19 protein-coding genes and 1 tRNA gene are annotated in these 25,982 nt (G+C 61.5%); 12 read left to right on the top strand and 8 right to left on the bottom strand.

Annotated elements, in window-relative coordinates; all coding sequences use genetic code 11:
• Window positions 1–50 precede the first annotated feature (50 nt).
• From D3878_RS05765 to D3878_RS05745, 5 genes are all read right to left on the bottom strand, one after another.
• Window positions 51–1,685 carry a GGDEF domain-containing protein gene (locus D3878_RS05765; RefSeq protein WP_233556243.1) on the bottom strand — a complete coding sequence of 545 codons (1,635 nt, stop codon included), beginning with the start codon at window positions 1,683–1,685 and terminating at the stop codon, window positions 51–53.
• Window positions 1,686–1,859: 174 nt separating this feature from the next.
• Entirely contained in the window at window positions 1,860–2,510 is a 651-nt protein-coding gene (locus D3878_RS05760; RefSeq protein ID WP_119784598.1) for a response regulator, read from the bottom strand.
• Window positions 2,511–2,518: 8 nt separating this feature from the next.
• The gene (locus D3878_RS05755; protein ID WP_119784597.1) at window positions 2,519–3,628 is read right to left on the bottom strand and encodes a sensor histidine kinase; all 1,110 of its coding nucleotides are present in this window, start codon (window positions 3,626–3,628) and stop codon (window positions 2,519–2,521) included.
• Between the two features lie 25 nt (window positions 3,629–3,653).
• Window positions 3,654–4,145 (bottom strand): YbgC/FadM family acyl-CoA thioesterase, encoded by a 492-nt coding sequence (locus D3878_RS05750; protein WP_119784596.1) that lies wholly within the window; start codon window positions 4,143–4,145, stop codon window positions 3,654–3,656.
• A gap of 269 nt (window positions 4,146–4,414) precedes the next feature.
• Window positions 4,415–4,491 (bottom strand) — tRNA-Arg (locus tag D3878_RS05745).
• A gap of 243 nt (window positions 4,492–4,734) precedes the next feature.
• On the opposite strand from D3878_RS05745, the gene D3878_RS05740 reads away from it, so the two are divergent.
• Genes D3878_RS05740 through D3878_RS05725 form a run of 4 tightly spaced genes read left to right on the top strand, consistent with a single transcriptional unit; the run spans window position 4,735 to window position 10,605 of the window.
• Window positions 4,735–6,996, top strand: coding sequence for an alpha,alpha-trehalose-phosphate synthase (UDP-forming) (locus D3878_RS05740; RefSeq protein ID WP_119784595.1), 2,262 nt, complete (start codon window positions 4,735–4,737; stop codon window positions 6,994–6,996).
• Window positions 6,997–6,998: 2 nt separating this feature from the next.
• Window positions 6,999–7,814 carry a trehalose-phosphatase gene (gene otsB / locus D3878_RS05735; protein WP_119784594.1) on the top strand — a complete coding sequence of 272 codons (816 nt, stop codon included), beginning with the start codon at window positions 6,999–7,001 and terminating at the stop codon, window positions 7,812–7,814.
• Window positions 7,815–7,829: 15 nt separating this feature from the next.
• Window positions 7,830–9,617, top strand: coding sequence for a glycoside hydrolase family 15 protein (locus D3878_RS05730; protein ID WP_119784593.1), 1,788 nt, complete (start codon window positions 7,830–7,832; stop codon window positions 9,615–9,617).
• A 4-nt stretch (window positions 9,618–9,621) separates the two neighbouring features.
• Window positions 9,622–10,605 (top strand): ROK family protein, encoded by a 984-nt coding sequence (locus D3878_RS05725; RefSeq protein WP_233556242.1) that lies wholly within the window; start codon window positions 9,622–9,624, stop codon window positions 10,603–10,605.
• Window positions 10,606–10,689: 84 nt separating this feature from the next.
• On the opposite strand, the gene D3878_RS05720 is transcribed toward D3878_RS05725, so the two are convergent.
• Entirely contained in the window at window positions 10,690–11,358 is a 669-nt protein-coding gene (locus D3878_RS05720) for a YiaD family glycine zipper/OmpA-like lipoprotein (protein WP_119784591.1), read from the bottom strand.
• A 362-nt stretch (window positions 11,359–11,720) separates the two neighbouring features.
• Here D3878_RS05720 and D3878_RS05715 point away from each other — a divergent pair, with 362 nt between their 5' ends.
• Window positions 11,721–12,245 (top strand): ImmA/IrrE family metallo-endopeptidase, encoded by a 525-nt coding sequence (locus D3878_RS05715; RefSeq protein WP_119784590.1) that lies wholly within the window; start codon window positions 11,721–11,723, stop codon window positions 12,243–12,245.
• 86 nt (window positions 12,246–12,331) lie between these two features.
• On the opposite strand, the gene D3878_RS05710 is transcribed toward D3878_RS05715, so the two are convergent.
• Window positions 12,332–13,345: an AI-2E family transporter gene (locus tag D3878_RS05710; RefSeq protein ID WP_119784589.1), complete on the bottom strand. Its 1,014-nt coding sequence runs from the start codon at window positions 13,343–13,345 to the stop codon at window positions 12,332–12,334.
• Between the two features lie 414 nt (window positions 13,346–13,759).
• Here D3878_RS05710 and D3878_RS05705 point away from each other — a divergent pair, with 414 nt between their 5' ends.
• Window positions 13,760–15,106, top strand: a complete 1,347-nt coding sequence (locus D3878_RS05705; RefSeq protein WP_158592193.1) for a GGDEF domain-containing protein — start codon at window positions 13,760–13,762, stop codon at window positions 15,104–15,106.
• Window positions 15,107–15,226: 120 nt separating this feature from the next.
• Complete coding sequence (locus tag D3878_RS05700) at window positions 15,227–15,430, top strand: cold-shock protein (protein ID WP_119784587.1); 204 nt, start codon at window positions 15,227–15,229, stop codon at window positions 15,428–15,430.
• Window positions 15,431–15,501: 71 nt separating this feature from the next.
• On the opposite strand, the gene D3878_RS05695 is transcribed toward D3878_RS05700, so the two are convergent.
• Window positions 15,502–16,407: a LysR family transcriptional regulator gene (locus D3878_RS05695; RefSeq protein WP_119784586.1), complete on the bottom strand. Its 906-nt coding sequence runs from the start codon at window positions 16,405–16,407 to the stop codon at window positions 15,502–15,504.
• Window positions 16,408–16,533: 126 nt separating this feature from the next.
• Here D3878_RS05695 and D3878_RS05690 point away from each other — a divergent pair, with 126 nt between their 5' ends.
• The 5 genes from D3878_RS05690 (at window position 16,534) to D3878_RS05670 (ending at window position 25,975) form a co-directional block, all read left to right on the top strand.
• Window positions 16,534–17,292, top strand: coding sequence for a sulfite exporter TauE/SafE family protein (locus D3878_RS05690; RefSeq protein ID WP_119784585.1), 759 nt, complete (start codon window positions 16,534–16,536; stop codon window positions 17,290–17,292).
• Between the two features lie 37 nt (window positions 17,293–17,329).
• Window positions 17,330–18,928 (top strand): malate synthase A, encoded by a 1,599-nt coding sequence (aceB, locus tag D3878_RS05685; protein ID WP_119784584.1) that lies wholly within the window; start codon window positions 17,330–17,332, stop codon window positions 18,926–18,928.
• Between the two features lie 135 nt (window positions 18,929–19,063).
• Window positions 19,064–19,315 (top strand): AbrB/MazE/SpoVT family DNA-binding domain-containing protein, encoded by a 252-nt coding sequence (locus D3878_RS05680; RefSeq protein WP_119784583.1) that lies wholly within the window; start codon window positions 19,064–19,066, stop codon window positions 19,313–19,315.
• The gene (locus tag D3878_RS05675; protein WP_119784582.1) at window positions 19,312–19,749 is read left to right on the top strand and encodes a Fic family protein; all 438 of its coding nucleotides are present in this window, start codon (window positions 19,312–19,314) and stop codon (window positions 19,747–19,749) included. Before D3878_RS05680 ends, D3878_RS05675 begins: the two co-directional genes overlap by 4 nt.
• A 115-nt stretch (window positions 19,750–19,864) precedes the next feature.
• On the top strand, window positions 19,865–25,975 hold the full coding sequence (locus D3878_RS05670; protein WP_119784581.1) for an alpha-2-macroglobulin: 6,111 nt from the start codon (window positions 19,865–19,867) through the stop codon (window positions 25,973–25,975).
• Window positions 25,976–25,982 lie beyond the last annotated feature (7 nt).

The raw sequence follows: 25,982 nt of genomic DNA, 5'->3' as shown, positions 1-25,982 counted from the left end.
GATGGCGGGTTGGGGGCGGCGCGGCGATTTTTGCGCTTGCAGCGCATGGCCTATTCCGCGGCGACAACACGGTTTTTTCCGGCATGCTTGGCCTGGTAAAGGGCATCGTCAGCGCGCTTGAACAGCGCTTGCTGGTCTTCGCCATCCTTGCGCAGGGCGACGCCAGCCGAAAAAGTGATCAGGACACGTTCATGCTTGTGCATGAAAATGCGCTTGGTCAGTTCGCGCTGCACCCGGGTCACGGTCTGCAAGGCGGATTCCAATGGTGTGTCGGGCAGCACGATCATGAATTCCTCGCCGCCGAAGCGGCCGATCACGTCCATGGTACGCAGGGTATCCTTGATCACCCGCACCAGGTGGATCAGGGCTTCGTCGCCGGCCTGGTGGCCATGGGTGTCGTTGATGCGCTTGAAATCGTCGAGGTCGAGCAGGGCGATGCACAACTGTCCCTTGCGGCGGTCGGCGCGCGCCACCTCGCGTTCAAAGACATCGTCCAGTCCGCGCCGGTTGAGGCTGCCGGTCAGCTGGTCTTCGCGCGCCAGTTCGCTCATCTGCTCGAGTTGCGATTCGAGTTGATGGATGCGGCTTTCGGCTTCATGCGCCTGCTGCCGCGCCGCCAGCATTTCATCGCGTGAGCGCAGGGCTTCGAGCTGGGCGCTGCGGGTGTCGCGCATGACGTCGCCAAGGATCTTGTTGAGCGCCATGATGTCGGTGGTCTGACTGATCTTTTCCGAATAGGCCGTCATTTTTTCATGGTAGTCGCCGGTGGTGTTGGCAACGGCGCTCAGACGATCGATAAAGGTAATCATCATGTTTTTCACCGTCAGTTTGGCTTCGGCCAGGCTATGCTTCAACAAGCCTTGCTTGTAGATCACTTCCTTCAGGCTGCGGCTGGCGTCGTGCAGTGCGGCGTGGCTGATCGGTCCGGCCAGGATATTCTGTACCCCGGCGATCTGGCCGCGCAGCCAGCTGTCGTCTTCCAGCAATTCCCCGATGTTTTCCAGTACCAGCTTGAACAGGCGCAGCAGCTGCGTCTGTTGTTCGCTCAAATCCGTGCTCTTGATCTCGATCTTGAAATACAGTTGTTTCAATCGCGCGCCGATATCTTCCAGCGCGCCCCTGCTGCTGACGAGCTTGACGGCTTGTGCCAGTTGTTCTGTTTCATCCCGTAGTTCCGCGTCGTTTTGCAACAGCGAGACCACGGCGAAGCCGAGTGTGCGCGCCAGCATGTCGCGTAGCGAGTAGGCTGGTATATCGGCCGCCGCCAGCTTCGGCGCGCCTGCCTGCTCCGAAGCTGCCGTCGCCAGGCCTGTTGCGGCTGTCGCAGGCGCGCCGGGCGCGGCGGCCGGTTGCGCTAACTGTTCGCTCAGCAGCACCAGCTGCTGGCCATATTCTTCCCAGTCCTCCGCCTCGGCGGCGCGCCGCAGGTGATGTCCTGCATCGGTCAGCGCGGGCGACAGGATGACGCTTTCAGCAAAGGCTGCCAGCATTTCGCGCACATCGCGCTGGCCGGTATTGCCGACAATTTCCTCGTAGATATCCCGATATGCTTGCGGCGTCGGCGCTATTCGGCGCAGTCCCAGCTGGCGAATTGTCTCGCGGGCGATTTCCGCCGGATTCTGCTCGTTCGGCCTATCGGACTGTTGCGACATCCCTGTTTTTGCGCGTGCTGACTGGTCTTTCATGTGTTTTTCCGATAATCGAACGAGCGACCTTGCAGCGAAGGATTGAACAGGCGGCAAAAGCAGGCTTACTTCAGGGCTTCAGTCGGTCGCGGTGGATCCTGCAGGGGCAAGAAGGATCCTGTTGCGAAATTGCAATTATAATATTTTGCCAGAGTCAAGGCAGAAAGAGGGGGCTTATTCTTCGACCAGCTGATTCTTGATGGCGTAATGTGTCAATTCCGCATTGTGTCGAAGTTTCATCTTTTGCAGCAGTCGCGCGCGGTACATGCTGATCGTCTTGACCGACAGTACCAGCTCGCGCGCGATATCGCTGACGGTCTTGCCGGAAGCGATCATGGTCAGAGTCTGGAATTCGCGGTCGGACAGGGTTTCGTGCAGCGGCACTTCACGTTCTTCATTGATCTGGTTAGCCAGTTCCTGGGCCAGCGTCGGACTCACATACTTGCGGCCGGCAGCGACCTGGCGAATGGCGTTGACCAGTTCGGCCGGCGCGCTTTGCTTGTTGAGGTAACCGGCTGCGCCCGCTTTCAGGGAACGGATCGCATACTGGTCTTCGCGATGCATGGTCAGGATCAGCACGGCGATATCCGGCACTTCCTTGCGTACCTGCTTCAGGACTTCGATGCCGTTGCGGTCAGGCATGGATATGTCGAGCAGCAAGACCTCGCCTTTCCCCTGGCGCACCAGCTTGATGGCATCCAGGCCGTTTTCCGCCTCGCCGGCGACAGCGATATCCCTGGTGTCGGCAAGAATCTGCTTCAAACCCGCGCGTACGATAGCATGGTCGTCTGCAATCAAGACCTTGATGGAGTTTTTGGTGGTCATGCCTGCTATTATTGCCTATTGGCAGTAGACGTCAAGGCATGCTCAAGCGGGATTCGGATCCGTACAACACAGCCGTCGCCGGGCGGCGCGGCCTTGTCCAGGCAGAATTCTCCACCCAACGCATGCGCCCGTTCGGTCATGCCGCGGATGCCGAAGGAGTGCGGCTTGCCCTGATCGGCGGCGGAAATGCCCTTGCCATTGTCGGCCACTTCTAGCAGGAGATGCTGCTCGGCGCGCAACAGTTTCACTTTCACCCGGCTGGCGCCGGCATGCTTGCTGATATTGGTCAGCGCTTCCTGGAAGATGCGGAACAGTGCCGTAGCTTGTTCCTGGGGCAATTCAATTTCCTGCGTGTCCGCACTGAGCGTGCAGGGGGTGCCAGTCTGTTTTTCAAATTCCCGCGCCTGCCATTCGATGGCGGCAGTGATGCCGAAATCGAGCACGCCAGGCCGCAGATCGCCGGCAATGCGGTGGATGGACTCCAGGGTGCGGTCGACCAGGATATCGACGTAATGGGCCTTGTCGCTCAGATCCTTGGCGGATTCCGGTGGCAGGCGCTTGACCAGCAGCGCCAGCGCCATCTTGATTGCAGTCAGGTTGCCGCCGAGGTCATCGTGAATTTCGCGGGCAATGCGCGTGCGCTCTTCTTCCTTGACCTTTTCCACGTGTGCAGACAGTTCCGCCAGTTGCGCGCGCGAGCGCTTGATTTCCGCCTGTTCCAGCTTGCTTTCTGTGATGTTGGACATGATGCCATCCCATTGCGGCTCCGCTCCGACGGGCAGGCGCGGGGTGCAGCGCAGGTTGATCCACTTGATGTCATTCCATTGCACGACACGGATGCGGCCTTCCCAGTTCCAGCTCTTGCCGCTGGAAGCCGAGGCCTTCATCGCATCCTGGAACGAGGCGCGGTCTTCCGGCAGCAGCAGCTCGGAAAGGCGCGCGGGGGCGTCATGCAATTGTTGCTGCGTGATGCCAAGCAAGGCATGGCAGCCATCGCTCAGATAGGGAAAGTCGAGCGTGCCATCGCCGCGCAGCAGGCACTGGAATACCAGGCCGGGCGTGTTGGAGACGATCGCCTGGAAGCGGGATTCCCAATCGGTAAGTATCTTCTTGCGCACGCGTTGGCTCGGCCGGAGAGGGGGGCTACGTCGAGGCAGTGGCCTGGGCTGATTCCGCCGGGCGTTCCCTGTGCTCGAATTCGGCCAGGAATTTTTCGCGCACTTCCGCCGGCATGGCAGTCGGCTTCAGCGTTTTCAAATCCACCCACACAGCGGTCAGATCCGCACTGGCAATAATGCCGTCGCGCTCGATGGTATGTGCCCAGACCATTTTGGTGCGGCCAAGCGATTTGACCTGGATGGAGACCTTCAATACATCATCCAGATAAGCCGGGCTGAAACAATCCAGGTGCAAGTCACGCGCCACGAAAAAAGCGCGATAGTGGCGTTCCACATGGCGCTGGTTGAGTCCCAGGTAATGAAACCATTCCGTGCGCGCCCGCTCCAGGAAATTCATGTAGTTGCCAATATAGACCATGCGTCCCGCATCAATGTCCTGGTTATAGACTCTTAACACAATTGAAAACTTGCCCGGACTGTGGGAGACATTGATATTGGATAACGCGGCGTTTTGCATGGTTATTTAATTGGCAATGGTGAATTGACGGTTGGATAGCGGGGCATGCAGCCTATCGGCAATTGATGTGTGCGGTGGTTTCTGTGACGCAATGATTATAGTCGGACTGGCAACGCTTCAGTGAAGAGCTGGCGGGAATTCGAGGTGAATATGCAACGTGGCGGGAACGCGTAAAGGGAAGGGATATAAAAGGCGGAACGTAAAGATGAGGGGGGATTCTGCAAATGAAAAGGGCTTACGTCTTGTGAACGTAAGCCCTTCGGTATTACTGGTGCGGCTGGCAGGAATCGAACCCACGACCCCTTGGTTCGTAGCCAAGTACTCTATCCAGCTGAGCTACAGCCGCGTTGAAGACGAAATTATAGCGGGCTTCCCGGAATTTTGGAAGTGCTTTATTTCTGGAGAAGAAAAAGGGCGTCAATGCAAGGAATGCGGGGAGCGTGATGCAGGACAACAAGACCACGTTGGCACGGAATGAACGAAACCTTGGCGCTGTCTATCTTATTTACTGTTGCTCACTGACGCACTGGCTTTGGCGTGGCACCTGGGAAGTCAAACCATGTAGATATTCAATTAACCAGGGTAAATCATGCAATCCGGCTCGTTCCGCCTATCCCTGAAATTCATCCTGCCGGTGGCCTTGGTCTGGGTACTGCTGGCTTACGCTGTCGTGCCCTGGGTGGATAAGCTCACCCTGCGCTGGTTCGTGCGCGACCTGGATACGCGCTCGCAAATGCTGGCTGCCGCCTTGCAAGACCCGTTGCAGGAATACGTGCCGCTGAAATCGCAAAAGAAGATCGCCGAACTGTTCGACCGCGCCGTGCAGGACGATCGCCTGTTTGCGCTGGCCTTTTGCGACGACAATGCCAAGTTGCTGTACAAGACACGCACCTATCCGCAATCGCTCGGGTGCATGGACGCCGGCTGGCAGCAGACCTTGCGGCAAAGTATGGTGTCGCTGCCGCAAGGCTCGGTGCATGTCACCGAAAACCCGCTGCAGGCGGATGGCCATTACGAGGGCAAGCTGATCCTGGTGCACGACACCAGCTTTATCGAGCGGCGCAGCGCCGATGCGCGCAAGTATGTGCTGGCGCTGTTTGCCATGCTGGCGGTGGTGATGGCGCTGCTGACCATCTTCATCGCCCACCTGAGCTGGCGCGGCGTGATCAGCGCGGTCAAGGACGTCCTGGTCAAGGATACGCGGCCGCATGCGCGCCATGGTCCGCACGAGGTGGCGGCCAGTATCCAACCATTGGCCGGCGACTTGCGCGCGCTGCTGAAAGAATACAGCCAGGACCGCCGCGTACGCGACGATCCTTCGCGCCAGTGGACGCCGGACAAGTTGCGCACGATCCTGCGCGAGGAACTGGCAGGCGACGAAGTGCTGGTGGTATCCAACCGCGAGCCTTACATCCACGTGCAGACCGCCACCGGCCTGCAGGTCAACCGTCCGGCCAGCGGCCTGGTGACGGCGGTCGAGCCGGTCATGCGCGCCTGCTCGGGCACCTGGATCGCCCACGGCGGCGGTTCCGGCGACCGCGCCGCAGTGGACGGCAACGACCGCGTCAAGGTGCCGCCGGCGCGCCCCAGCTATACGCTGCGGCGGGTCTGGCTGAGCAAGGAGGAAGAGCAGGGCTTCTATTATGGCTTCGCCAACGAGGGCCTGTGGCCGCTTTGCCATATCGCCCACGTGCGCCCGGTGTTCCGCTCCGCCGACTTTGACCGTTACGTCGAGGTCAACCAGCGCTTCGCCGATGCGGTGGTGCAGGAAGCGCGTACCGACGATCCGGTGGTGCTGGTGCAGGATTACCACTTCGCGCTGCTGCCGCGCATGGTGCGCGAAGCCTTGCCCAAGGCGACCATCATCACCTTCTGGCACATCCCCTGGCCGAACCCGGAATCCTTCGGCATCTGCCCATGGCGCGAGGAGATCCTCGAAGGGCTGCTGGGCAGCACCATCCTTGGCTTCCATACCAGTTTCCACTGCAAGAATTTCCTTGAAACCGTCGACCGTTACCTGGAAACCCGCATCGAGCACGAGGCGTCGACCATTTCCTACGGCGGCAAGCTGACCCAGGTGGAAAGCTATCCGATTTCGATCGCCTGGCCGGAGCCGGAGCCGGGCGCGCCGGATGTGGCTGCCTGCCGCCAGGCGGTGCACCAGGAACTGGCGCTGCCGGAAAACCATCTGCTGGGGCTGGGGGTGGACCGGCTCGACTATACCAAGGGCATCATCGAGCGCTTCCAGGCGGTCGAGCGCATGCTGGAAGATTACCCGGCCCTGGTCGGCAAGTTTACGCTGTTGCAGATCGCCGCGCCGAGCCGTTCCTCGCTGGATGAATACCAGAATTTCGAGGCGCGCGTGCGCAGCCTGGCGCAACGCATCAACCGGCGCTTCGGCAGCGGCGTATATGTGCCGATCATCCTGCGGATTGCGCATCACAATGCCGAAGAGGTCAATCGCCTGTACCGCGCTGCCGATGTCTGCGTGGTCACCAGCCTGCACGACGGCATGAACCTGGTGGCCAAGGAATTCATTGCCGCGCGCGACGACGAGCGCGGCGTGCTGGTGCTGTCCCAATTCACCGGCGCCGCGCGGGAATTGCACGAAGCCCTGATGGTCAACCCCTACCATATCGAGCAAAGCGCCGAAGCCCTGTACCGGGCGCTGACCATGCCGGAGATCGAACAGCGCGAGCGCATGCGCAGCATGCGCTCGCTGGTCAAGGATTTCAATGTCTACCGCTGGGCCGGACGCATGCTGCTGGACGCCGCACGCCTGCGCCAGCGCGAGCGCATCATGACGAAAATCCATTCGCATAGCCGCGCCTCGCTGCGCCGGGTGGTGTGACGATGCAATCGCTGTTTTCCGCCGCCGGTCGCGCGCGCCTGGACAGCATTGTGCAGCCCGGCGTGCTGTGCGCCTTCGATTTCGACGGCACCCTGGCGCCGATCACCAGCGAACCTGGCCATGCCCGCATGCCGCCAGACGTGCTGCAACGCCTGCTGAGCCTGTCGTCGCTGACGCCGATCGCGATCCTGAGCGGACGGTCCCTGGCCGATATCCGCGCGCGCCTGGGGTTCGATCCGCCTTATGTGGTGGGCAACCATGGCCTGGAAGGCATGGCCGACGAAGCCGAGCTGGCCGCCCATGCGGCGTTGTGCCGGGCCTGGCGCGCGCAGCTGGAACGCTGGCTGGCGCAAGAGCCGGTGCGCGGCACCGGCATCCTGATCGAAGACAAGCACTATTCGCTGTCGCTGCATTACCGTGGCGCGCCCGATCACGCCGCCAGCCTTGCCTGGCTGACGGCGCTGGCGGCGCAACTGGCGCCGACGCCACGCATGGTCGGCGGCAAGTGCGTCCTCAACCTGCTGCCGCCGGGCGTGGCTGACAAGGGCAGCGCGCTGCGCGAATTGCTGCGTCGAAGCGGCGCACCCGGCGCCATTTACGTCGGCGACGATGTCACTGACGAAGCCGTGTTTCGACTGCGCCGCGCCGGGCTGCTCTCGGTGCGGGTGGAATGCATCGACGGCAGCGCCGCGGAATTCTGTATTGCCCGGCATGCCGATATCGGCCGTTTGCTCGATGAACTGACCAGCCGGCTGCGCCATCTGGAAACGGCCAAGGCGGCCCAACTGGCCGGCCCCGGCCATGCGCATGGCCTCTAAATTAAAAGGAGCTGCATGAGCAACCTGGATTTGGGCTTGATCGGCAATTGCCGCACCAGCGCTCTGATCGACCGGAACGCCGCCATCGTCTGGTGGTGCTATCCCTATTTCGATAGTGATCCGCTGTGCTGCGCCTTGCTGCAGCCGGCCGGGCGGGAACCCCGCGATGGCATGATCGGCGTCCTTCTGGAGGGCGGCCAGCCGGTCGAGCAGCGCTACGAGCGCAATACGGCGATCCTGTTGACGCGAATCGCCGATGGCCAGGGCAATGCGATCGAGGTGATCGACTTCGCGCCGCGCTTTTATATGTTCGGGCGCATGTTTTCACCAGCAATGCTGGTGCGCATCATCCGCAAGGTGGCGGGCCGGCCGCGCATTGCCTTGCAGATTCGCCCTGCCGTCGAATATGGCCGGCACCGTGCCGAGACCCGTTGCGGCGCGCACCATATTTCCTTCTCCGGCGGCGCGCAGTCGATGCGCCTGACCACCGATGCCTCGGTGTCGGCGGTCATCGACGAGCGTCCTTTCTTCCTGCACGACAGCCTCACCCTGCTGATGGGGCCGGACGAGACGCTCAACGGCTCGCCGCACGAAGTCGGCCGATCCTTCTACGAAAGTACGCGCGCCTACTGGGCCGACTGGGTGCGCAGCCTGGCCATTCCGTTCGAATGGCAGGATGTGGTGATCCGCGCAGCCGTCACCCTGAAGCTGAACGTGTTCGAGGATACCGGCGCCGTGATCGCCGCCATGACCACCTCGATCCCGGAAGCGCCCCACAGTACGCGCAACTGGGATTACCGCTTCTGCTGGCTGCGCGACGCCTATTTCGTCGTCCATGTGCTCAATCGCCTGGGCGTGACACGCACCATGGAACACTATCTGGGCTATATCCTCAACATCATCGCCGACACCCGTGACGTGCCGTTGCAGCCGGTCTATGGCATCCGCCGCCAGATCGCCCTGGAGGAAAACGTCGCGCCCGGTCTGGCCGGCTATCGCGGCATGGGTCCGGTGCGGGTGGGCAACCTGGCCTATCGCCAGGTGCAGAACGACGTTTTCGGCGCTGCGATCCTCGCCAGCAGCCAGGCGTTTTTCGACGCCCGCCTGGAGCGCCCGGCCGACCAGGCGATCTTTCAGGACATGGAGCGCCTGGGCGAGCAGGCGATCCGCTATTACAATGTGCCCGACGCCGGCATCTGGGAATTGCGCGGCACCCAGCGCGTGCACACCTTTTCCAGCATCATGTGCTGGGCCGCTTGTGACCGCCTGGCCTCGATCGCCGGCCATCTGGGCCTGCCGCAGCGCGCCGCGTACTGGCGCGAGCATGCCGGCATCATCCATCGCGAGATTTGCGACAAGGCATGGAACGCCGACATGAACAGCTTCGTGTCCACCTTTGGCGGCGACCGCCTCGATGCCAGCCTGCTTCTCATGGGGGAATTCAATTTCCTGGCGGCGGACGATCCCCGTCTGGCTGGTACGGTGACGGCGATCGAGCGGCACCTGCGGCGCGGCGACTTCCTGTTGCGCTACGACGAGGAAGACGATTTTGGCTTGCCCGAGACGGCTTTCCTGGTCTGCACCGAGTGGTGGATCCTGGCGCTGGCGCACATCGGGCAGAAGGAGCGGGCTCGCGAACTCTTCGAGAAAGTGCTGGCGCACCGCAACCATCTTGGCCTGTTGTCGGAAGACGTGGCGCCGGAAACCGGGGAGCTGTGGGGCAATTTTCCACAGACGTACAGCATGGTTGGGCTGATCCAGTGCGCCATGCGCTTGAGTATTCACTGGGATGCGGCATACTGACGCCATGGCACCCATTTATCTCGGCGCACTCGATATCGGCGGCACCAAACTGGCCGCCACGGTGGCAAATGTTTCCGGTCCGCTGGCGCGGGTGGTGGCGCCGACGGCGCGCAGTGGCAGCGAACGGGCAGTCGGCGAGCAGGCAATCGCCTTGCTGGAGCAGGCTTGCGCGCACGCCGGCATCGACGCACGCCGCATCGCCCGGCTCGGCGTCAGTTCCTGTGGCCCCTTCGTCGCTGCCGGCGGCAGTATCGCGCTGGTCACTCCCAACCTGTGCGGCGGTCTCTCCGGCGCCGCCGACCTGCCCAACGACTGGACCCGCATTCCGCTGGAAGCGGTATTGCGTGAACGCTTTGCCGACGTGGTGATCCGCAACGACTGCATCGCCGCCCTGACCGGCGAGCGCAGCTTCGGCGCCTTGCAGGAGGAAGCCGATTGCGTGTACGTCACCTGGAGCACCGGCATCGGCTTCGGCCTGTGCGTCGACGGTCATATCCTGCTGGGCAAGCACGGCAATGCCGGTCATGCCGGCCACATGCTGCTGTCCGGACAATCCGATGCGCTATGCGGTTGCGGCAACCGTGGCGATGTCGAAGCGCTGGTTTCCGGACGCAACCTCGGCCTGCGCGGCGGGCAGGGTGCCGCCGCCATCTTCGCTGCGGCGCGGCAGGGTGTCGCGGCCGAACGGCTCCTGGTGGAGCAGGCGGCGCACTGGTTCGGCAAGGCCCTGTACAACCTTGCGGCCACGCTCGACACCCGGGTCTTCGTCATCGGCGGCAGTGTCTGGATGCATCATGGCGACTGGCTGGAAGCGCTGGTGCGCCATGAAATCGCCTCCCGTTTGCCGGCCCTGACCGCCGGCGTTGAACTCAAGCCTGCCGCGCTGGGGGCGCTGGTGGCCGACATCGGCGCCCTGTGCCTGGTGCTGCCGTCCGAATGGCGGCGGGCCTGGCGCCAGAGCCAGCCGTGGCAAGCCCTGGCCGGCTAGGTAGCCAAGGCTGACCTGGATGTGGGCCGGCATGCCTGGATGCGGCCGCCGGCCAGGTCGCCGGCGGTTTGGCCGGTGGCGGGCTTATCTTGCCGGTGCTTGTGTCTGCGGCGCCGGCTCCGCCACGAAAATTTCCACACGCCGGTTTTGCGCCCGTCCCGCCACGGTGGCGTTGTCCGCGACCGGTTGCCGGGAGCCGCGGCCTTCCACCGTGAAGCGCGCCGACGACACGCCACGCGCACTCAGGTAGTCGCGCGCGTTGGCGGCGCGGTTGCGCGACAGCGGATCGTTGATGGCATCGCTGCCGGTACTGTCGGTATGGCCGATGATGGTGACGTTGGTGACGGGATTTTCGTTCAGGCTGGTGGCGAAGCGGTCGAGCACGGGGCGGAAGTTGGGCTTGATGTCGGCGCGGTTGGTGTCGAAGGAGATATCGCTCGGGATTTCCAGCTTCAGGCGGTTGTCGGCGGTCTGGGTGACCTGCACGCCGGTGCCCTGGGTGGCTTCTTCCATGGCACGCTTCTGCGATTCCATGCGCTTGGACCAGACATTGCCGGCGATGGCGCCAGCGGCGGCGCCAATGACCGCACCAGTAGCGGCATCCTTCCTGTCGCCGGCCATCGCGCCGATGACGGCACCGCCCAGAGCGCCGAGGCCGGCCCCCTGGGCGGTGCCGCGCTGGGTCGGTGACATGTCGGCGCAGCCGGAAACAGCGATGGCGACCGCGACTGCGATGAGCGTCAGTTTTTTCATGGAGGATTCCTTTATTTTAAGTAGGTGGGTTGCTGTGACAGGACGGAGCCCGTCAGCCAGAGAACCGCCGCGCAACCGGCAGCGTGCTTAATAGACAGCAAAATCAGCGGCCAAGTTTCCAGGATGTTCATGCCAAGGCCAGCGCATCAGGCGATGAGGGGGGCGAAATACGCACCGAATGGCATCGAATGACTTGTTTTCATGGCCATTTTACGGGCAAAACCCATTGGTCGCAGTGTGCAAACAATATACAAATGAATGTTGACATGTGGAAATAAAGTTCCTAGTATGTTGATACAGAGAAACAAATTATCATTCTTTCGCCGTTGCCACCAAGCCATTCCCCGCAGGAGAAAAAGCCCATGAATCATGCTTCTATCCATCTGGATGCAAAAAAATCTGCTTACCAGATCCTCGATTCGGTCTGGCGCGGTCGCGGCTTTCCGGTCGATCCGACCGCGATTGCCACCCAGATGGGCATCGCCGTGCTCGAAGCGGAGCTGCCGGAAAACATCCTCGGTGGCTTGATCAAGGATGCCGGCAAGGCGCCGGTGGTCATGCTGAACCAGTGTGACAGCGCCGATCGCAAGCGCTTCAATTGCGCGCAAAAGCTTGGCTATTATGCCGGCCAGATGAACCGGCATGCCGAATGCTACAAATACGTGGAATTCCGCCTGCGTCAGGGCGGCATTGACGATGGCGCACTGGAAGTCTTTGCCGATGCGTTCGCGGCTTCGCTGCTGATGCCGGATCTGGCCGTGCGCCAGCTGGCAAGGAAGGGCCTGGCATTCAGTGGCATGGCCAGCCATTTCGGCGTCACCGCCGATGCGCTGGAGTACCGTCTCAAACAACTAGGCATCGATCTGGAGCAGATCGTCGCCGCTTGATATTGCAAGGTAGTTTGGTCTCCTGGGGAGTAAAGTGGTAATTTGGTGGGTTGACGCGGCAAGCGTCGACCCATTTTTTTATTGGCTCAAATCAACCCGCGCGCCACCAGCTCCTGCTTCAGGTAGGCGTAATACACTGGCCCGGCAACCACCCCGGGCAAGCCGAATATCGCTTCCATGACCAGCATGGCGATCAGTAATTCCCATGGGCGCGCCTTGATTTGCTGACCGATGATTTTCGCATTCAGGAAATATTCCAGCTTGTGGAGCACCACCATGAACAGCAGCGAGCCGACGGCGATTTGCAGCGAATGCGATAGCCCGGCGATCACCAGCACGGTGTTGGATACCAGGTTGCCCACCACCGGCAAGAGGCCGGCGAAGAAGGTGATGGCGACGATGCTCTTGGCCAGCGGCAGGTGCACGCCGGCCAGCGGCAGTACAATGAAAATATAGGCGGCCGTCAGCAACGCATTGATGGCGGCAATACGCACCTGGGCGAAGACGATTTGCCGGAAGGCGGCGCTCAAGGCCAGCGCCCGCTCGCGCAGGGCCAGCGCCAGCGGGCGCGAGGCGTGCGCTTCGGTGCTGTCGTGCAGGGCCACCATGGCGCCGATGATCATGCCGAGCAGGACATGGGCAGCAGTACGGCCGGCTTCCTGGCCCGCCAGGCGGGCTTCGGTGGCGTGCTGGCGCAACCAGGCGGTCAGCATTTCACGCAACGCATGGACATTGTCTGGCAAGTGCCCGGCCAGCCAGGGCGGGATCTGGTTGCGCGAAGCTTCAAGGATGTCCGCCATCTTTTGCAGCAGGGTCTCGACGCTGCCGGCGTCGCTGTTGAAAAACGCTGCCGTGCCCCAGATCGCCAGGGTCAGCAGGCTCACCGTCACGACGGACAAGGCCGCCACCGCCAACAGGCGGGCGCGCGCACTGCTGAACTTTTTGGCCAGCAAAGGCGCCAGTAAATGCACCAGCGCAAAAACCAGCAAGCCGGCAAACAGCGATGCCAGCAAACCAAAATGCATCACTCCCCACAGCGCCAGCGCCGCCAGCAAGTAGGAGGCAGCGGTCACGGCGGTAAATTTACTGATGGGTAACATGGCGTTTCTCGAACGTGCGCAACAGTGATCTGCCCAATTTTGGTCGAGCGGTTTTAAGGAATTGCAGGGAGTTTTGTCGCATATTTTGAGACAAATCAATATCTTGTTAAGCGTAACACATCACCCTACCGCAATCTCGGGTATTGATAATCCGCATATCAAACATTCCCTCCTGCCAGATAATGAACTTTTCGCAGTAGATGGAATCGACTTGTTTGTTGTATTCAGGCAAGCAAATTCCTTTGTACTTTTTATTATCCGGCGCGGCAAGTGCATTGCCTTTCATCGACAAGATTTGGTTTTTACAGTCTGACGAGAGCGACGTGTATAGCCGTAATTTGGAATTTATCAGGTTTGGGCTTTATGCATATCGATGGCCGCTTCAACTTGCTATCTGTACTCAGCTTGAAGTCCATGGCCGTCAGCCTTGTTGGTATTTTTGCATTTTTGTTCGGCCTGTTGCCGGCTGCCTTGCGCAGCAAGGCGGGGCCGCGCACCAGGCAGGCGCAATTGCAAGCCGTCAACGATGCCTCTCCGCTGGGACTGATCTATACCAGTCTGGACGGCGATTGCAGCTATGCCAACCGCACCATGGAACGCATGGTCGGGCTTCCCTTGTCCGCCCTGCGCAGCAAGGCCTGGCGGCGCTGCCTGCACCCGCAGGATCGCGCGCGTCTGCTGGCAGCGCTGGCCAGCTGGAATGCGCAGCAGGATCCTCCCTATACCGGCATCTGTCGGCTGCGGTGCGCTGAGGATGATTTTCTGTGGGTTGCGCTGAAAGTGGTACCGGTGCTGTTGGCTGGCAAGGCCGTCGGCTATGTCGGCAGTGTGGAAGACATTACCGAGCGCCGTGCCAATGAGCTCGCGCTGATCAAGAGCGAGCAGCGCCTGCGCCTGATCACCGACAATATCCCGGCGCTGGTGGCCTATGTCACTGTCGACGAGCGGGTCGCCTTTGCCAACCGGCGTTACGAAGAATCCTACGGCATTCTGCACGAAGAGCTGGTGGGCATGCTGGTCAGTGAGGTCCTGGGGCCGGAAGTCTATGCCCAGAGCAGAGACTATGTTCGTCAGGCATTGTCTGGTACGCCCATGTTGTTCGAGCGTACCGTCCGCTGCGACGACGGTGTGCGCTACGAGCGGGTCAGCTATATTCCCGACACCGACCCGCACGGCGCCGTTGCCGGTTATTTCGGCCTGGTCGAAGACATCACCGCGCTCAAGCAGGTCGAGACGCAATTGCGCCAGCTGGTGCGGGTCGATGCGCTGACCGGCATTGCCAACCGTATCCAGTTCGAGGAGCGCTGCGCCGATGCCGTACGCTACAGCCGCCGCTACGGCACGCTGATGGCGCTGCTGTTCCTCGATATCGACCACTTCAAGGAAATCAACGATAGCTGCGGCCACCAGGGCGGCGACGATGTCTTGCGCGAATTCGCCGAGCGCCTGCAGGCCTGCGTGCGCGACACCGATACGGTGGCGCGCCTGGCGGGCGATGAATTCGTGATTGTCCTCGAAGGCCTTGGCGCAGCGGAAGAAGCGCAGGCGGTGGCGCAAAAAATCATCGTCGCCATGGAGCGGCCGTTTGATGTCTGTGGCCGCCAGCGTAGGGTTACCACCAGCATCGGGGTGGCCGTCAGGCAGCAGGAGGAGGAGGATGCAGCAGCATTGCTGGGCCGTGCCGATGAGGCTCTTTACCGGGCAAAATCGGCCGGACGCAACACGTTTGAAACAAACCCGGATTCGATGGATGTTTTTTGAGTATAATGCGCCGGTCGTTGCGATTCGAGTTAGTGGTGCAGTATCAGTCTGTCATTCCTTCTTGCTTCAAACGATGACAACCGGGCTCACGCCCAATTTAATTGTAAAAAAGGAAATGAAATGGCAACTGGTATTGTTAAGTGGTTCAATGACGCTAAGGGTTTTGGCTTTATCACCCCGGACGAAGGCGGCGAAGATCTGTTCGCACACTTCTCCGCAATTCAGGGCAATGGCTTCAAGACCCTGAAAGAAAACCAGCGCGTGACTTTCGAAGTCACCACCGGCCCGAAAGGCAAGCAAGCTTCGAACATCCAAGCTGCTTAAGCTGTTTCAGGCAGGACAAAAAATCCCCGGTACGCCGGGGATTTTTTTATGCCGTGCGCCGGATCAGGGCGTCAGGGCTTGCGCCAGTATTCCGGCGCGGCATACGCCCGCCGCAGGAAGTCGACGAACACTCGGATGCGCAAGGGCAAATGGCGGCGCTGGGCGAACACCGCATGGATATCGTTGCCGGGCGCGGCATGGTCATCCAGCACGGTGACTAGTTGGCCGGAGGCAATTTCGCTGCCGACTTCCCACATCGAGCGCCAGGCCAGGCCCTTGCCGGCCAGCGCCCAATGGTGCAGTACTTCGCCATCGTTGCATTCCATGTTGCCGGCAACTTTCAAAATCACGTTCTTGCCGTTCTGGCGAAAGGTCCAGCCGCGCTGGCTGCCGTCGCTGCTGATCGCCAGACAGTTGTGCCGCGCCAGCTCCGCCAGGGATTGCGGCGCGCCATGGCGCCTGATGTAGTCGGGCGCAGCTACGACCACACGCTGATTGTCGGCCAGCTTGACGCCGACCAGGCTGGAATCATTCATGGCAGCGATGCGGATCGCCACATCGATCCCTTCGCCGATCAGGTCAACCACGCGATCGCTCAGGCTCAGCGTGATCGTCACGTCGCGGTGTTCGGCGAGGAAGGACGGCACCAGCGGGGCGACGTGCCAGCGGCCGAAGCCGGCCGGCGCCGATATCGTCAAATGGCCGCTGGCGCGGGCGCTGCGCTCGGACACGGCAGCTTCGGCGTTTTCCAGGTCGGCCAGGATACGCTGGCAATCCTCCAGGAACGCCGTGCCTTCGTCGGTCAGTGCCAGCTGTCGCGTCGAGCGTTGCAGCAATTTGACGCCGAGCCGTTCTTCCAGGGCATCCAGGCGGCGGCTGACCATCGCCGGCGCAATGCCCTCGGTACGCGCGGCAGCGGACAGGCTGCCCCTGGCAATTACTTCGACAAAGGTGGAAATCTGCTTGAAATGGTCCATTGGCTGTGACAGATTACGGAAAAACCATCTTTAACTTAAACGCAAAGATAAAGTGATTATTATGCATGTTTATATGTATAAATAGTGAATATACTGGAAGCCATCGGAAACGCAAGCATTCGGCACATGGAACTCTGGCAAATCACTCTGGTGGGACTCGCGGCATTCTGCGCCGGCGCGATGAATTCCGTCGCCGGCGGCGGCACCTTCTTTTCTTTCCCGGCCTTGCTGGCGGTGGGCGTGCCGCCGGTGGTGGCGAACGCCAGCAATTCGGTGGCGCTGTGGCCGGCCAGCCTCTCGGGCGCCTGGGCCTACCGGGAAGAGCTGGCGCGCTACAAGCGCTATCTGATTCCGCTGGGGATCGTATCGCTGATCGGCGGCGCCGCGGGCGGCCTGCTCTTGCTGAACATCCAGGATGCCACCTTTTCTAGGCTGATCCCCTGGCTGTTGCTGTTTGCTACCTTGCTGTTCGCCTTTTCCGGCAAAATTTCCGGCTGGCTACGCGGTGCCCAGGCGGGGCAGCCGCGCAACAGCGTCGGCGCCCTGGGCGGACATGCCGTGGTGTCGGTGTATGGCGGTTTTTTCGGCGCCGGCATGGGCATCCTGATGCTGGCCAGCCTGGCGATCGCCGGGCATGACGATGTGCATGAAATCAATGCCATCAAGAACCTGCTGTCCGCCGTCATTTACAGCGTGACGGTACTGACCTTCGTCATCGCCGGTGCGGTCGATTGGCCCTATACCTTGTTGATGGCCGCCACGGCGATCCTGGGTGGTTATCTTGGCGCGCGCTTCGCGCGTAGAATTCCGGCGCAATGGCTGCGCCGCTTCATCATCGCGGTCGGTTTTTGTCTGACCGGATTTTATTTCTTCAAGACGTATTAAAAACAAGTCGTACCAACGCACTTTTCAGGAGAACTAGATGGCACTGAAACTCCCGGCTGGCATGCAAATTACCGGCGACATCAAACCCGCTTACGAAAGCATCCTGACACCCGAAGCCCTGGCCCTGGTCACCAAGCTGCATCGCGCCTTCGAAGGCCGCCGCCAGGAATTGCTGGCCGCACGTGTCGCCCGCCAGGCCCGCATCGATGCCGGCGAAATGCCCGACTTCCTGCCGGAAACCAAGGCCATCCGCGAAGGCGACTGGAAGATCGCGCCGCTGCCCAAGGCACTGGAGCGCCGCCGCACCGAAATCACCGGTCCGGTGGAAGCCAAGATGATCATCAACGCCTTCAATTCCGGCGCTGATTCCTACATGACTGACTTCGAGGATTCGAACTCGCCGAACTGGCACAACCAGATCCAGGGCCAGGTCAACCTGTACCAGGCGATTCGCCGCGAACTCTCCTTCAAGAACGAAGCCGGCAAGGAATACAAGCTCAACGACAAGGTCGCCACCCTGCAGATCCGTCCGCGCGGCTGGCACCTCGATGAAAAGCATGTGACCGTCGATGGTCAGCGCGTTGCCGGCGGCATCTTCGACTTCGCCCTGGTGTTCTTCCACAACGCCAAGGAACAGGTCGCTCGCGGCGCCGGCCCGTTCTACTACCTGCCGAAGATGGAAAGCCATCTGGAAGCGCGCCTGTGGAACGATATCTTCGTGATGGCGCAAGACCACATCGGTCTGCCGCAAGGCACCATCAAGGCGACCGTGCTGGTCGAAACCATTCTCGCCACCTTCGAGATGGAAGAAATCCTGTACGAACTGCGCAACCATTCTTCCGGCCTGAACGCCGGCCGTTGGGACTATATCTTCAGCTGCATCAAGAAGTTCAAGAAGAACAAGGACTTCTGCCTAGCCCAGCGCGGCGCCATTACCATGGAAGTGCCGTTCATGCGTTCCTACGCGCTGGCGCTGGTCAAGGCTTGCCACAAGCGCGGCGCGCCGGCCATGGGCGGCATGTCGGCCCTGATCCCGATCAAGAACGACCCGGTCGCCAATGAGAAGGCGCTGGCCGGCATCCGTCACGACAAGACCCGCGACGCCAACGATGGCTTCGACGGCGGCTGGGTGGCACACCCGGGCCTCGTCTCCATCGCTGCCGAAGAGTTCCAGAAAGTGCTGGGCGACCGTCCGAACCAGTGGGAAAAACAGCGCGATGAAAACTTCGGCGCCAAGGACTTCCTCAACTTCCAGCCGGAACAGCCGATTACCGAAGCCGGCTTGCGCAACAATATCAATGTCGGCATCCATTACCTCGGCAGCTGGCTGGCCGGCAATGGTTGCGTGCCCATCCATAACCTGATGGAAGATGCCGCCACCGCTGAAATCAGCCGCTCGCAAGTGTGGCAATGGGTGGTGTCGCCGAAGGGCATTCTCGACGACGGCCGCAAGGTCACGGTCGAAATGGTGCGCGTGATGATCGCCGAAGAGCTGGCCAAGGTGAAAGCGACTGTCACGGGACAAGGCGAAAACACCGCGACCTACGACCAGGCTGCGGAAATCTTCGACCGCATGTCGCTGACGCCGGAATATCCGGAATTCCTGACCTTGCCGCTGTACGAAGCAATGGCATAAGTCACGCCACTGACTGACCTTACTGTCAGCCCGCCCGGTCACTGGTCGATCGCGGCGGGTTTTTTTATGGGCTATGCAATTGCCGACTTCTTGGTTAGGATTGCCTTGTCTATTGTCTATATCGGGGGAGGGCACATGCACGCGCTCAGGCTTACGCGAATCGGCTCGCAGCTGGCCATCGTCCTGCCGCCGGACGTCCTCGGCCAGTACGCTCTGCAGGAAGGCGATACGGTGTATCTGTCCTGTGGGCCGGGCGGCGCCGAACTGGCGGCGTCGCTGGAAGGACCGGGGCTGTTTTCCGCCGATCCCGCAACGGTTGAGCAATTGCACGCCGGGCATGAATTCATGCGCGACTTTCACGCGGCATTCCGGGCGCTCGCCAGATGAATTGCCATTCGATCGATCCCGCAGTGCTGGTCCTGCTGCACCATGAAGCGCTGAAGGCTTATGGCGGCACTGCCGGCGTTCGCGACGGCCAGATGCTGGATGCCGCCTTGTGCTGGCCCATGCTGATGGCGGCCGAAAGGGACATGGACGGCATGGATGGCATGGATGGCATGGGCGGCACCGCTGGCGCTCAGGCTAGCGGCGAAATGGATGTGGCCGACCTGGCCGCCTGCTATGCGACAGGCATCCTGCGGCATGCGCCCTTCAATGACGGTAACGAGCGCGCCGCCTTGCTGGCCATGGGCTTGTTCCTGTACGTGAATGGCTGGCAACTGGGCGCCGCGCCGCTGGACGCTGCGCAAATGATCCAGGCCGCCGCTGCCGGGGCGCTGGACGAGGCGCGCCTGGCGCAATGGATACGCCTGAATCTCTGAAACTGGCGGGCCATGAAAAAAATTGCATCGCCCGTCTCAAAAAACCACCAAATATTTCCCGTCAATAAGTTAAGCTTCCAAGAATTTTGTTAAAAATACAAATAATGGAGCAGCCATGGGCAATACCGGTGCCGGGCAGGAACCAGTCGCGCAAAACGCCGTCATTTCTGTCTTCAGGAAGCTCGGTGCCCTGATCGGCGGGTTGTGGAACCTGTTGTGGCGCCTGGTATGGCGGCCGTTCAAATGGCTGGCGACGGGCCTGTTCGGCCGATTCCACTGGCAGGCGCCGGCATGGATGCGCTGGACCGCCGACAAATGCGGCTTTGCGGCGAATGGCCTCGGCAGCCGGATCAAGGCCCATCCGCGCAAATCCTTGGCGCTGCTCGCCATTCTCGCCATACTGGGCGGCGCCGGGTGGTACGGCTACCAATGGTGGCAGGCGCAGCCCAAGCCGGTGGAAGTGACGTTCGAGGCCGCCGAACCGGCACGCACCGAAATCGAGGCGGAAGAGGAAGCCGCCCGTAAACCCAAGCCTCTGGTAATCACGTTCGACCATTCCGTGGCGCCGCTGGCGGGCGTGGGCAAGGATGTCAGCGCCGGCATCACGGTCAGTCCGGCGCTCGCCGGCACCTGGCACTGGGATGACGACAAGACTCTGTCACTGACGCCGAAAGACGACTGGGCCGTCGGCGCCGAATACAAGCTGGAATTCGCGCGGTCCCTGTTCAACCCCGCAGTGCGGCTGGCGCAATACGACACCACCTTCCGCACCGCGGCTTTCACCGCCAAAGTCGCCAGCGCCGAGTTTTACCAGGATCCGCTCAACCCGGCGCTCAAGCAGGGCATCTTCCAGCTGGGTTTCTCCCATCCGGTCAATCCGGCCGAGCTTGAACCGCGCATCGAACTCAAGCTTGCGGAGCAATCCGGCGGTGTACTCGGCATCGGCAAGGAAACCACGAAATTCACCATCAGCTACGACAAGCTGAAGCTCAATGCCTATATCCGCTCGGCGCCGCTACCGATCCCGAAGGACAGCACGAGCCTGCATTTCACGCTGGCGAAAGGACTGACATCGGCGCGCGGCGGCAATGCGCTGGAGAGCGAGTTGACCGGTGCAGTACGGGTGCCGGGCCTGCACAGCCTGGCCGTCAATCAGGTGACGCCGCAAGTGGCCAACAACGACCGCAACGAGCCGGAACAGGTGCTGCTGCTGGAAACCTCGGCGACCGTACATGAAGCGGAAATGCAAAAGGCCTTGTCGGTATGGGTGCTGCCGAAATTCCATCCGAATACCAAAGCGGAAGAGCGCGACGAGGATGCTCCGCATGCCTGGAGCGAGAGTGAAGTCACGCCGGCCATCTTGAAACTGGCCACGCGCCAGGTACTGGAGGCGATTCCCGCCGAGCATGAGTACACCCAGACCCACAGCTTCAAGTACCAGGCCGATGTCGGCGCGTTCCTGTTCGTGCAAGTCGAGAAGGGCCTGCGCTCCTTCGGCGGCTACATCCTCGGCAAGAGCCAGGTCAGCGTCGTGCAAGTGCCGAAATTCCCGTCCGAACTCAAGATTCTCAGCCAGGGCGCATTGCTTGCCGTGAGCGGCGAAAAGAAAGTCGCGGTGCTGGCGCGCGACCTGCCGGGCATGAAGATCGAGATCGGCCGCGTGCTGCCAGGACAGTTGCAGCACCTGGTGTCGCAGTCGGGCGGCGAGTTCGCCAATCCATCCTTCTATGAACGCTTCGGGCCGGAAAACCTGATCGAGCGATTCGAACGCAAGCTGCCGCTGCCGGATTTGCAGCCGGGCCGCGCCCACTACGAAGCCGTCGATCTCGGTGAATACCTGAAAGGCGATGGCGCCGAACGGCGCGGTGTGTTCCTGTTGAGCGTCAGCGGATACGATCCGAAGCAGGAAGCGAAGGAGGCGCGACTCAAGGAAAAGTCGGCGCGCCAGCCAGGCGAAGCGCCTGTCGAAGCAGAAGCGGGTAGCGAAGAAAGGGAGTGCGGCGAAGGCTGCAACGACGGCGACGGCCAGGTCGATCCGCACAGCATGGCCGACAAGCGCCTGGTGCTGGTGACCGATCTCGGCATCCTGGTCAAGAAATCGATGGACGGTTCGCAGGATATCTTCGTGCAATCGATCCATACCGGCAAGCCCGTGGATGGTGCCACCGTCGAGATCATCGGCAAGAATGGCTTGACGCTGTTTTCGCAAGCCACCGACGCCAGTGGCCGCGCCCATTTTGCCGGGATCAGCGGTCTGTCTCGGGAGCGCACGCCCTTGATGATTCTCGTGAAGAAGGGCGGCGACCTGAGCTTCATGCCCTTGAATAAATCGGATCGCGGTCTCGACATGTCGCGTTTCGATGTCGGCGGCGCCAAGAATGCGGCGGTGGCTGACCAACTGTCGGCCTATCTGTTCAGCGACCGCGGCATTTACCGGCCGGGCGACACCTTCAACATCGGCATGGTCGTCAAGCCGGCCAACTGGGCCACCAGCATCGCCGGCTTGCCGCTGGAAGTGGAAGTGCTGGATGCGCGCGGCCTGACGGTCAAGCGCGAAAAAACCCGGCTGGCGCCGGGCGGTTTCATGGAAGTGTCCTATGCGACCCAGGAAAGTTCGCCGACCGGCACTTACAACATCAACCTGTATCTGGTGAAGGATGGCCGGGCCGGCGCGCAGATCGGTTCGACCAGCGTCAAGGTGCAGGAATTCCAGCCCGACCGCATGAAGGTGACGGCGCGTTTCTCCGCCGACGCCACCGAGGGCTGGGTCCATCCGCAGGAATTGAAAGCGCTGGTCAATGCCCAGAATCTGTTCGGCACGCCGGCGGAAAACCGCCGGGTGACAGCGGAGATCCGGCTCAGTCCGGCCTTTCCGGCGTTCCGGGCCTACCCGGATTACAAGTTCTACGACCCGCAGCGGGCAAAGGAAGGCTATACCGAAAAGCCCGGCGAGCAGACTACCAACGACAAGGGCGATGCCGAATTCAAACTCGGCCTGGAAAAATACGCCAAGGCCACCTACCGCCTGCATTTTCTCGCGCGCGTATTCGAGGCGCAAGGCGGGCGCGGTGTTGCGGCCGAGGCCGCGGTGCTGGTGTCCGAATTGCCGCATCTGGTCGGCTTCAAGGCCGATGGCGCGCTCGATTTCGTCTCGCGCGCGTCCAGGCGCAGCGTGTCGATCATCGGTATCAATCCCAAGGCGCAGGCAAGCGCGGTCGCCGGGCTGACCCTGCAACTGCTCGAACGCAGGTATGTTTCGGTGCTGACCAGGCAGGAAAACGGCACCTACAAGTACGAATCGCGCAAGAAGGAAATCCTGCTGAAGACGTCGCCGCTGGCGATTCCCGCCGCGGGGTACAAGCTGCAACTGGAAACCGATACGCCTGGCAATTTCGCCTACGTGATACGCGATGCGCAAGGACTGGAATTCAACCGCATCGAGTACGCGGTTGCCGGCAAAGGCAATGTCACGCGCAGCCTGGAGCGCAACGCCGAACTGCAACTGACCCTGAACCGGAAAGACTACGCGCCGGGCGACGAGATCGAGATCAGCATCAAGGCGCCGTATGCCGGCGCCGGCCTGATCACCATCGAACGCGACAAGGTCTTCGCGCACCAGTGGTTCAAGGCAGATACCCTGGCTTCGGTGCAGAAGATCAGGCTGCCCAGGGATTTCGAAGGCAATGGCTACATCAGCGTGCAATTCATCCGCGATCCGGCCTCCGACGAAATCTTCATGAGCCCGCTCAGCTATGGCGTGGCGCCGTTTGCCACCAGCCTGGCGGCGCGCACCAACAAGCTGAGCTTGACGACGCCCGATCTTGTCAAGCCTGGCCAGGCGCTGAAGATGAAACTGGCCGCAGCACAGCCGACCCGGGTGGTAGTGTTTGCAGTGGATGAAGGCATCCTGCAAGTGGCGCGCTACCAGATGGCCGACCCCTTGAGCATGTTCTTCCAGAAGCGCATGCTGGAAGTGCGGACGTCGCAAATTCTCGATCTGATCCTGCCGGAGTTCAAGAAACTGATGGCGGCCAGCGCGCCCGGCGGCGATGCCGAAGGGGCGCTCGGCAAGCACCTGAATCCATTCAAGCGCAAGCGCGACAAGCCGGCAGTGTACTGGTCCGGCATCGTCGATGTCAATGGCGAGAAGGAATTCAGCTACCAGGTGCCGGAATATTTCAACGGCAGCATGCGCGTGATGGCAGTCGCCGTCAACGAAAACGCCGTCGGCACGGCGGAAGCGAAGACCCTGGTGCGCGGCGATTTCGTCTTGTCGCCCAATGTACCGCTGGCGGTGACGCCGGGCGACGAGTTCGATGTCAGCGTCGGCGTTGCCAACAACGTCGCCAATTCCGGCAAGGATGCCGCCGTGACGGTGGCCTTGAAGACCTCGCCGCATCTGCAAGTCATCGGCAGCGCGAGCCAGACCCTGAAAATAGGCGAGATGCGCGAAGGCGTGACGACTTACCGGCTGAAGGCGGTCGATGGCGCCACGGCCATGCTCGGTTCGGCGACGCTGAGCTTCACTTCCAGCATGGGCAGCAAGTCCGCCCGCCTGTCGACCGATGTCTCGGTGCGCCCGGCGGTGCCGCGCTACGCGCAGATCAGCATGGGCAGCTTCAAGGGTTCGATCGACGTGCCGACCACGCGCGACATGTTTGCCGAATACCGCAAGCTGGAAGCGGGTGTGTCGCCGCTGCCGCTGATACTGGCCAATGGCTTGTCGACTTACCTGGCGAATTTTTCCCACTATTGCACCGAGCAACTGGTCAGCCAGGCGATGCCGGCGTTGATACTTGCCAAGCGGCCCGAGTTCGGCAAGGCTGAGGCGAAGCTGCCGACGGCGCGCACGCTGGAAGAGGCGCTGCGCGTCTTGCGCACCCGGCAGAACGCCGAGGGCGGCTTCGGCTTGTGGGCCGCCTCGGTGCAGGGCGATGAATTCGTGTCGATCTATGCGCTGCACCTGCTGCTGGAAGCGCGCGACCGCGGCGAGAGCGTCCCGCCTGACATGCTGCAGAAAGGCTTGGACTACGCCCAGCAACTGGCGGCAAGTCCCGGCAACTCGCTGTGGGATTTGCGCGTGCGTGCCTACGCCGCCTATCTGCTGACGCGGCAAATGGTGGTGACCACGCCCTTGCTGACCGGCATACGCGAATCCCTGGAAAAGCGCTATCCGAAGGAGTGGCAAGCCGACCTGGCCGCCGCCTACCTGGCCGCGGCGTATCAATTGCAAAAGCAGGAGCGTATGGCCAGCGGCCTGATTGATCACCAAGTTGCGCGCCTGGTCGAACGCCAGCTCAAACGCGGCAGTCCGTTTGCCTACGAGCGCTTCTATGATCCGCTGATCCACGATGCCCAGGTTTTGTACCTGCTGTCGCGGCATTTTCCGGCGCGGGTCAAGGCCTTGCCGCCGGCGGTCATGGTTGCGCTGGTCAAGCCGATTGCCGATGGCCACTTCAATACCCTGTCGAGCGCCTATCTGATCCTGGCGTTCGACGCCTATGCCAATGTGGTCGGCGCCGACGCGATGGGCAAGCTGTCGATCGCCGAAATCGATGGCGCCGGCAAGGCCAATCCGCTGAAGCTGCCGGATAACCTGGTGCCGCGCGTGCCCTTTGCCGCCGGCACGGCCAAGCTACGCTTTGGCAACGATGCGGATCTCACCACCTATTACGCGGTGACCGAAGCCGGCTTCGACAAGGCGGCGCCGAAAACCGAACTGCGTGCCGGCATGGAAGTGTTGCGGGAATATGTCGGCAGCGACGGCAAACCGGTGACCTCGGTGCAGGTCGGCGATGAGGTGACAGTGCGGCTGAAATTCCGCGCCGTCAACCGCAATTATGTGCCGAGCGTGGCGCTGGTCGACTTGCTGCCGGGCGGCTTCGAGCCGGTGCTGGATACGCCGTCCGAACCCGATCAGGGGGCGGCGCAGGGGAGCACCGGCAGCACCGGCAACACCGCTCAGGCCGCCAGTGTGGCGCTGGCGGGGCTGTCCGGCGCGCGCTCGAACTGGAATATTGAATATGCCGATGTGCGTGAAGACCGTGTGGTGTTCTATGGCACGGTCAGCCAGGATTTCAGCGAGATTTCCTATCGCATCAAGGCCAGCAACAGCGGGCGGTTCATTGTGCCGCCAGCCTACGCGGAAGCGATGTATGAACGCAGCACCCAGGCCCGCTCGCTGGGCGGACAAAGCCTGACAGTGGCAGCGCCCAAAGGGAAGTGATCAGGAG

This window comes from Noviherbaspirillum sedimenti, from assembly GCF_003590835.1.
Taxonomy (GTDB): domain Bacteria; phylum Pseudomonadota; class Gammaproteobacteria; order Burkholderiales; family Burkholderiaceae_D; genus Paucimonas; species Paucimonas sedimenti.
This window is presented reverse-complemented; position numbering and strand designations above follow the sequence as displayed.

Excerpts from the sequence above, each read along its gene's own strand:
- D3878_RS05765 (WP_233556243.1), bottom strand. The coding sequence starts at position 1,685 with ATGAAAGACCAGTCAGCACGCGCAAAAACAGGGATGTCGCAACAGTCC.
- D3878_RS05760 (WP_119784598.1), bottom strand. The coding sequence starts at position 2,510 with ATGACCACCAAAAACTCCATCAAGGTCTTGATTGCAGACGACCATGCT.
- D3878_RS05750 (WP_119784596.1), bottom strand. The coding sequence starts at position 4,145 with ATGCAAAACGCCGCGTTATCCAATATCAATGTCTCCCACAGTCCGGGC.
- D3878_RS05740 (WP_119784595.1), top strand. The coding sequence starts at position 4,735 with ATGCAATCCGGCTCGTTCCGCCTATCCCTGAAATTCATCCTGCCGGTG.
- otsB (WP_119784594.1), top strand. The coding sequence starts at position 6,999 with ATGCAATCGCTGTTTTCCGCCGCCGGTCGCGCGCGCCTGGACAGCATT.
- D3878_RS05730 (WP_119784593.1), top strand. The coding sequence starts at position 7,830 with ATGAGCAACCTGGATTTGGGCTTGATCGGCAATTGCCGCACCAGCGCT.
- D3878_RS05725 (WP_233556242.1), top strand. The coding sequence starts at position 9,622 with ATGGCACCCATTTATCTCGGCGCACTCGATATCGGCGGCACCAAACTG.
- D3878_RS05720 (WP_119784591.1), bottom strand. The coding sequence starts at position 11,358 with ATGAAAAAACTGACGCTCATCGCAGTCGCGGTCGCCATCGCTGTTTCC.
- D3878_RS05715 (WP_119784590.1), top strand. The coding sequence starts at position 11,721 with ATGAATCATGCTTCTATCCATCTGGATGCAAAAAAATCTGCTTACCAG.
- D3878_RS05710 (WP_119784589.1), bottom strand. The coding sequence starts at position 13,345 with ATGTTACCCATCAGTAAATTTACCGCCGTGACCGCTGCCTCCTACTTG.
- D3878_RS05705 (WP_158592193.1), top strand. The coding sequence starts at position 13,760 with ATGGCCGTCAGCCTTGTTGGTATTTTTGCATTTTTGTTCGGCCTGTTG.
- D3878_RS05700 (WP_119784587.1), top strand. The coding sequence starts at position 15,227 with ATGGCAACTGGTATTGTTAAGTGGTTCAATGACGCTAAGGGTTTTGGC.
- D3878_RS05695 (WP_119784586.1), bottom strand. The coding sequence starts at position 16,407 with ATGGACCATTTCAAGCAGATTTCCACCTTTGTCGAAGTAATTGCCAGG.
- D3878_RS05690 (WP_119784585.1), top strand. The coding sequence starts at position 16,534 with ATGGAACTCTGGCAAATCACTCTGGTGGGACTCGCGGCATTCTGCGCC.
- aceB (WP_119784584.1), top strand. The coding sequence starts at position 17,330 with ATGGCACTGAAACTCCCGGCTGGCATGCAAATTACCGGCGACATCAAA.
- D3878_RS05680 (WP_119784583.1), top strand. The coding sequence starts at position 19,064 with ATGCACGCGCTCAGGCTTACGCGAATCGGCTCGCAGCTGGCCATCGTC.
- D3878_RS05675 (WP_119784582.1), top strand. The coding sequence starts at position 19,312 with ATGAATTGCCATTCGATCGATCCCGCAGTGCTGGTCCTGCTGCACCAT.
- D3878_RS05670 (WP_119784581.1), top strand. The coding sequence starts at position 19,865 with ATGGGCAATACCGGTGCCGGGCAGGAACCAGTCGCGCAAAACGCCGTC.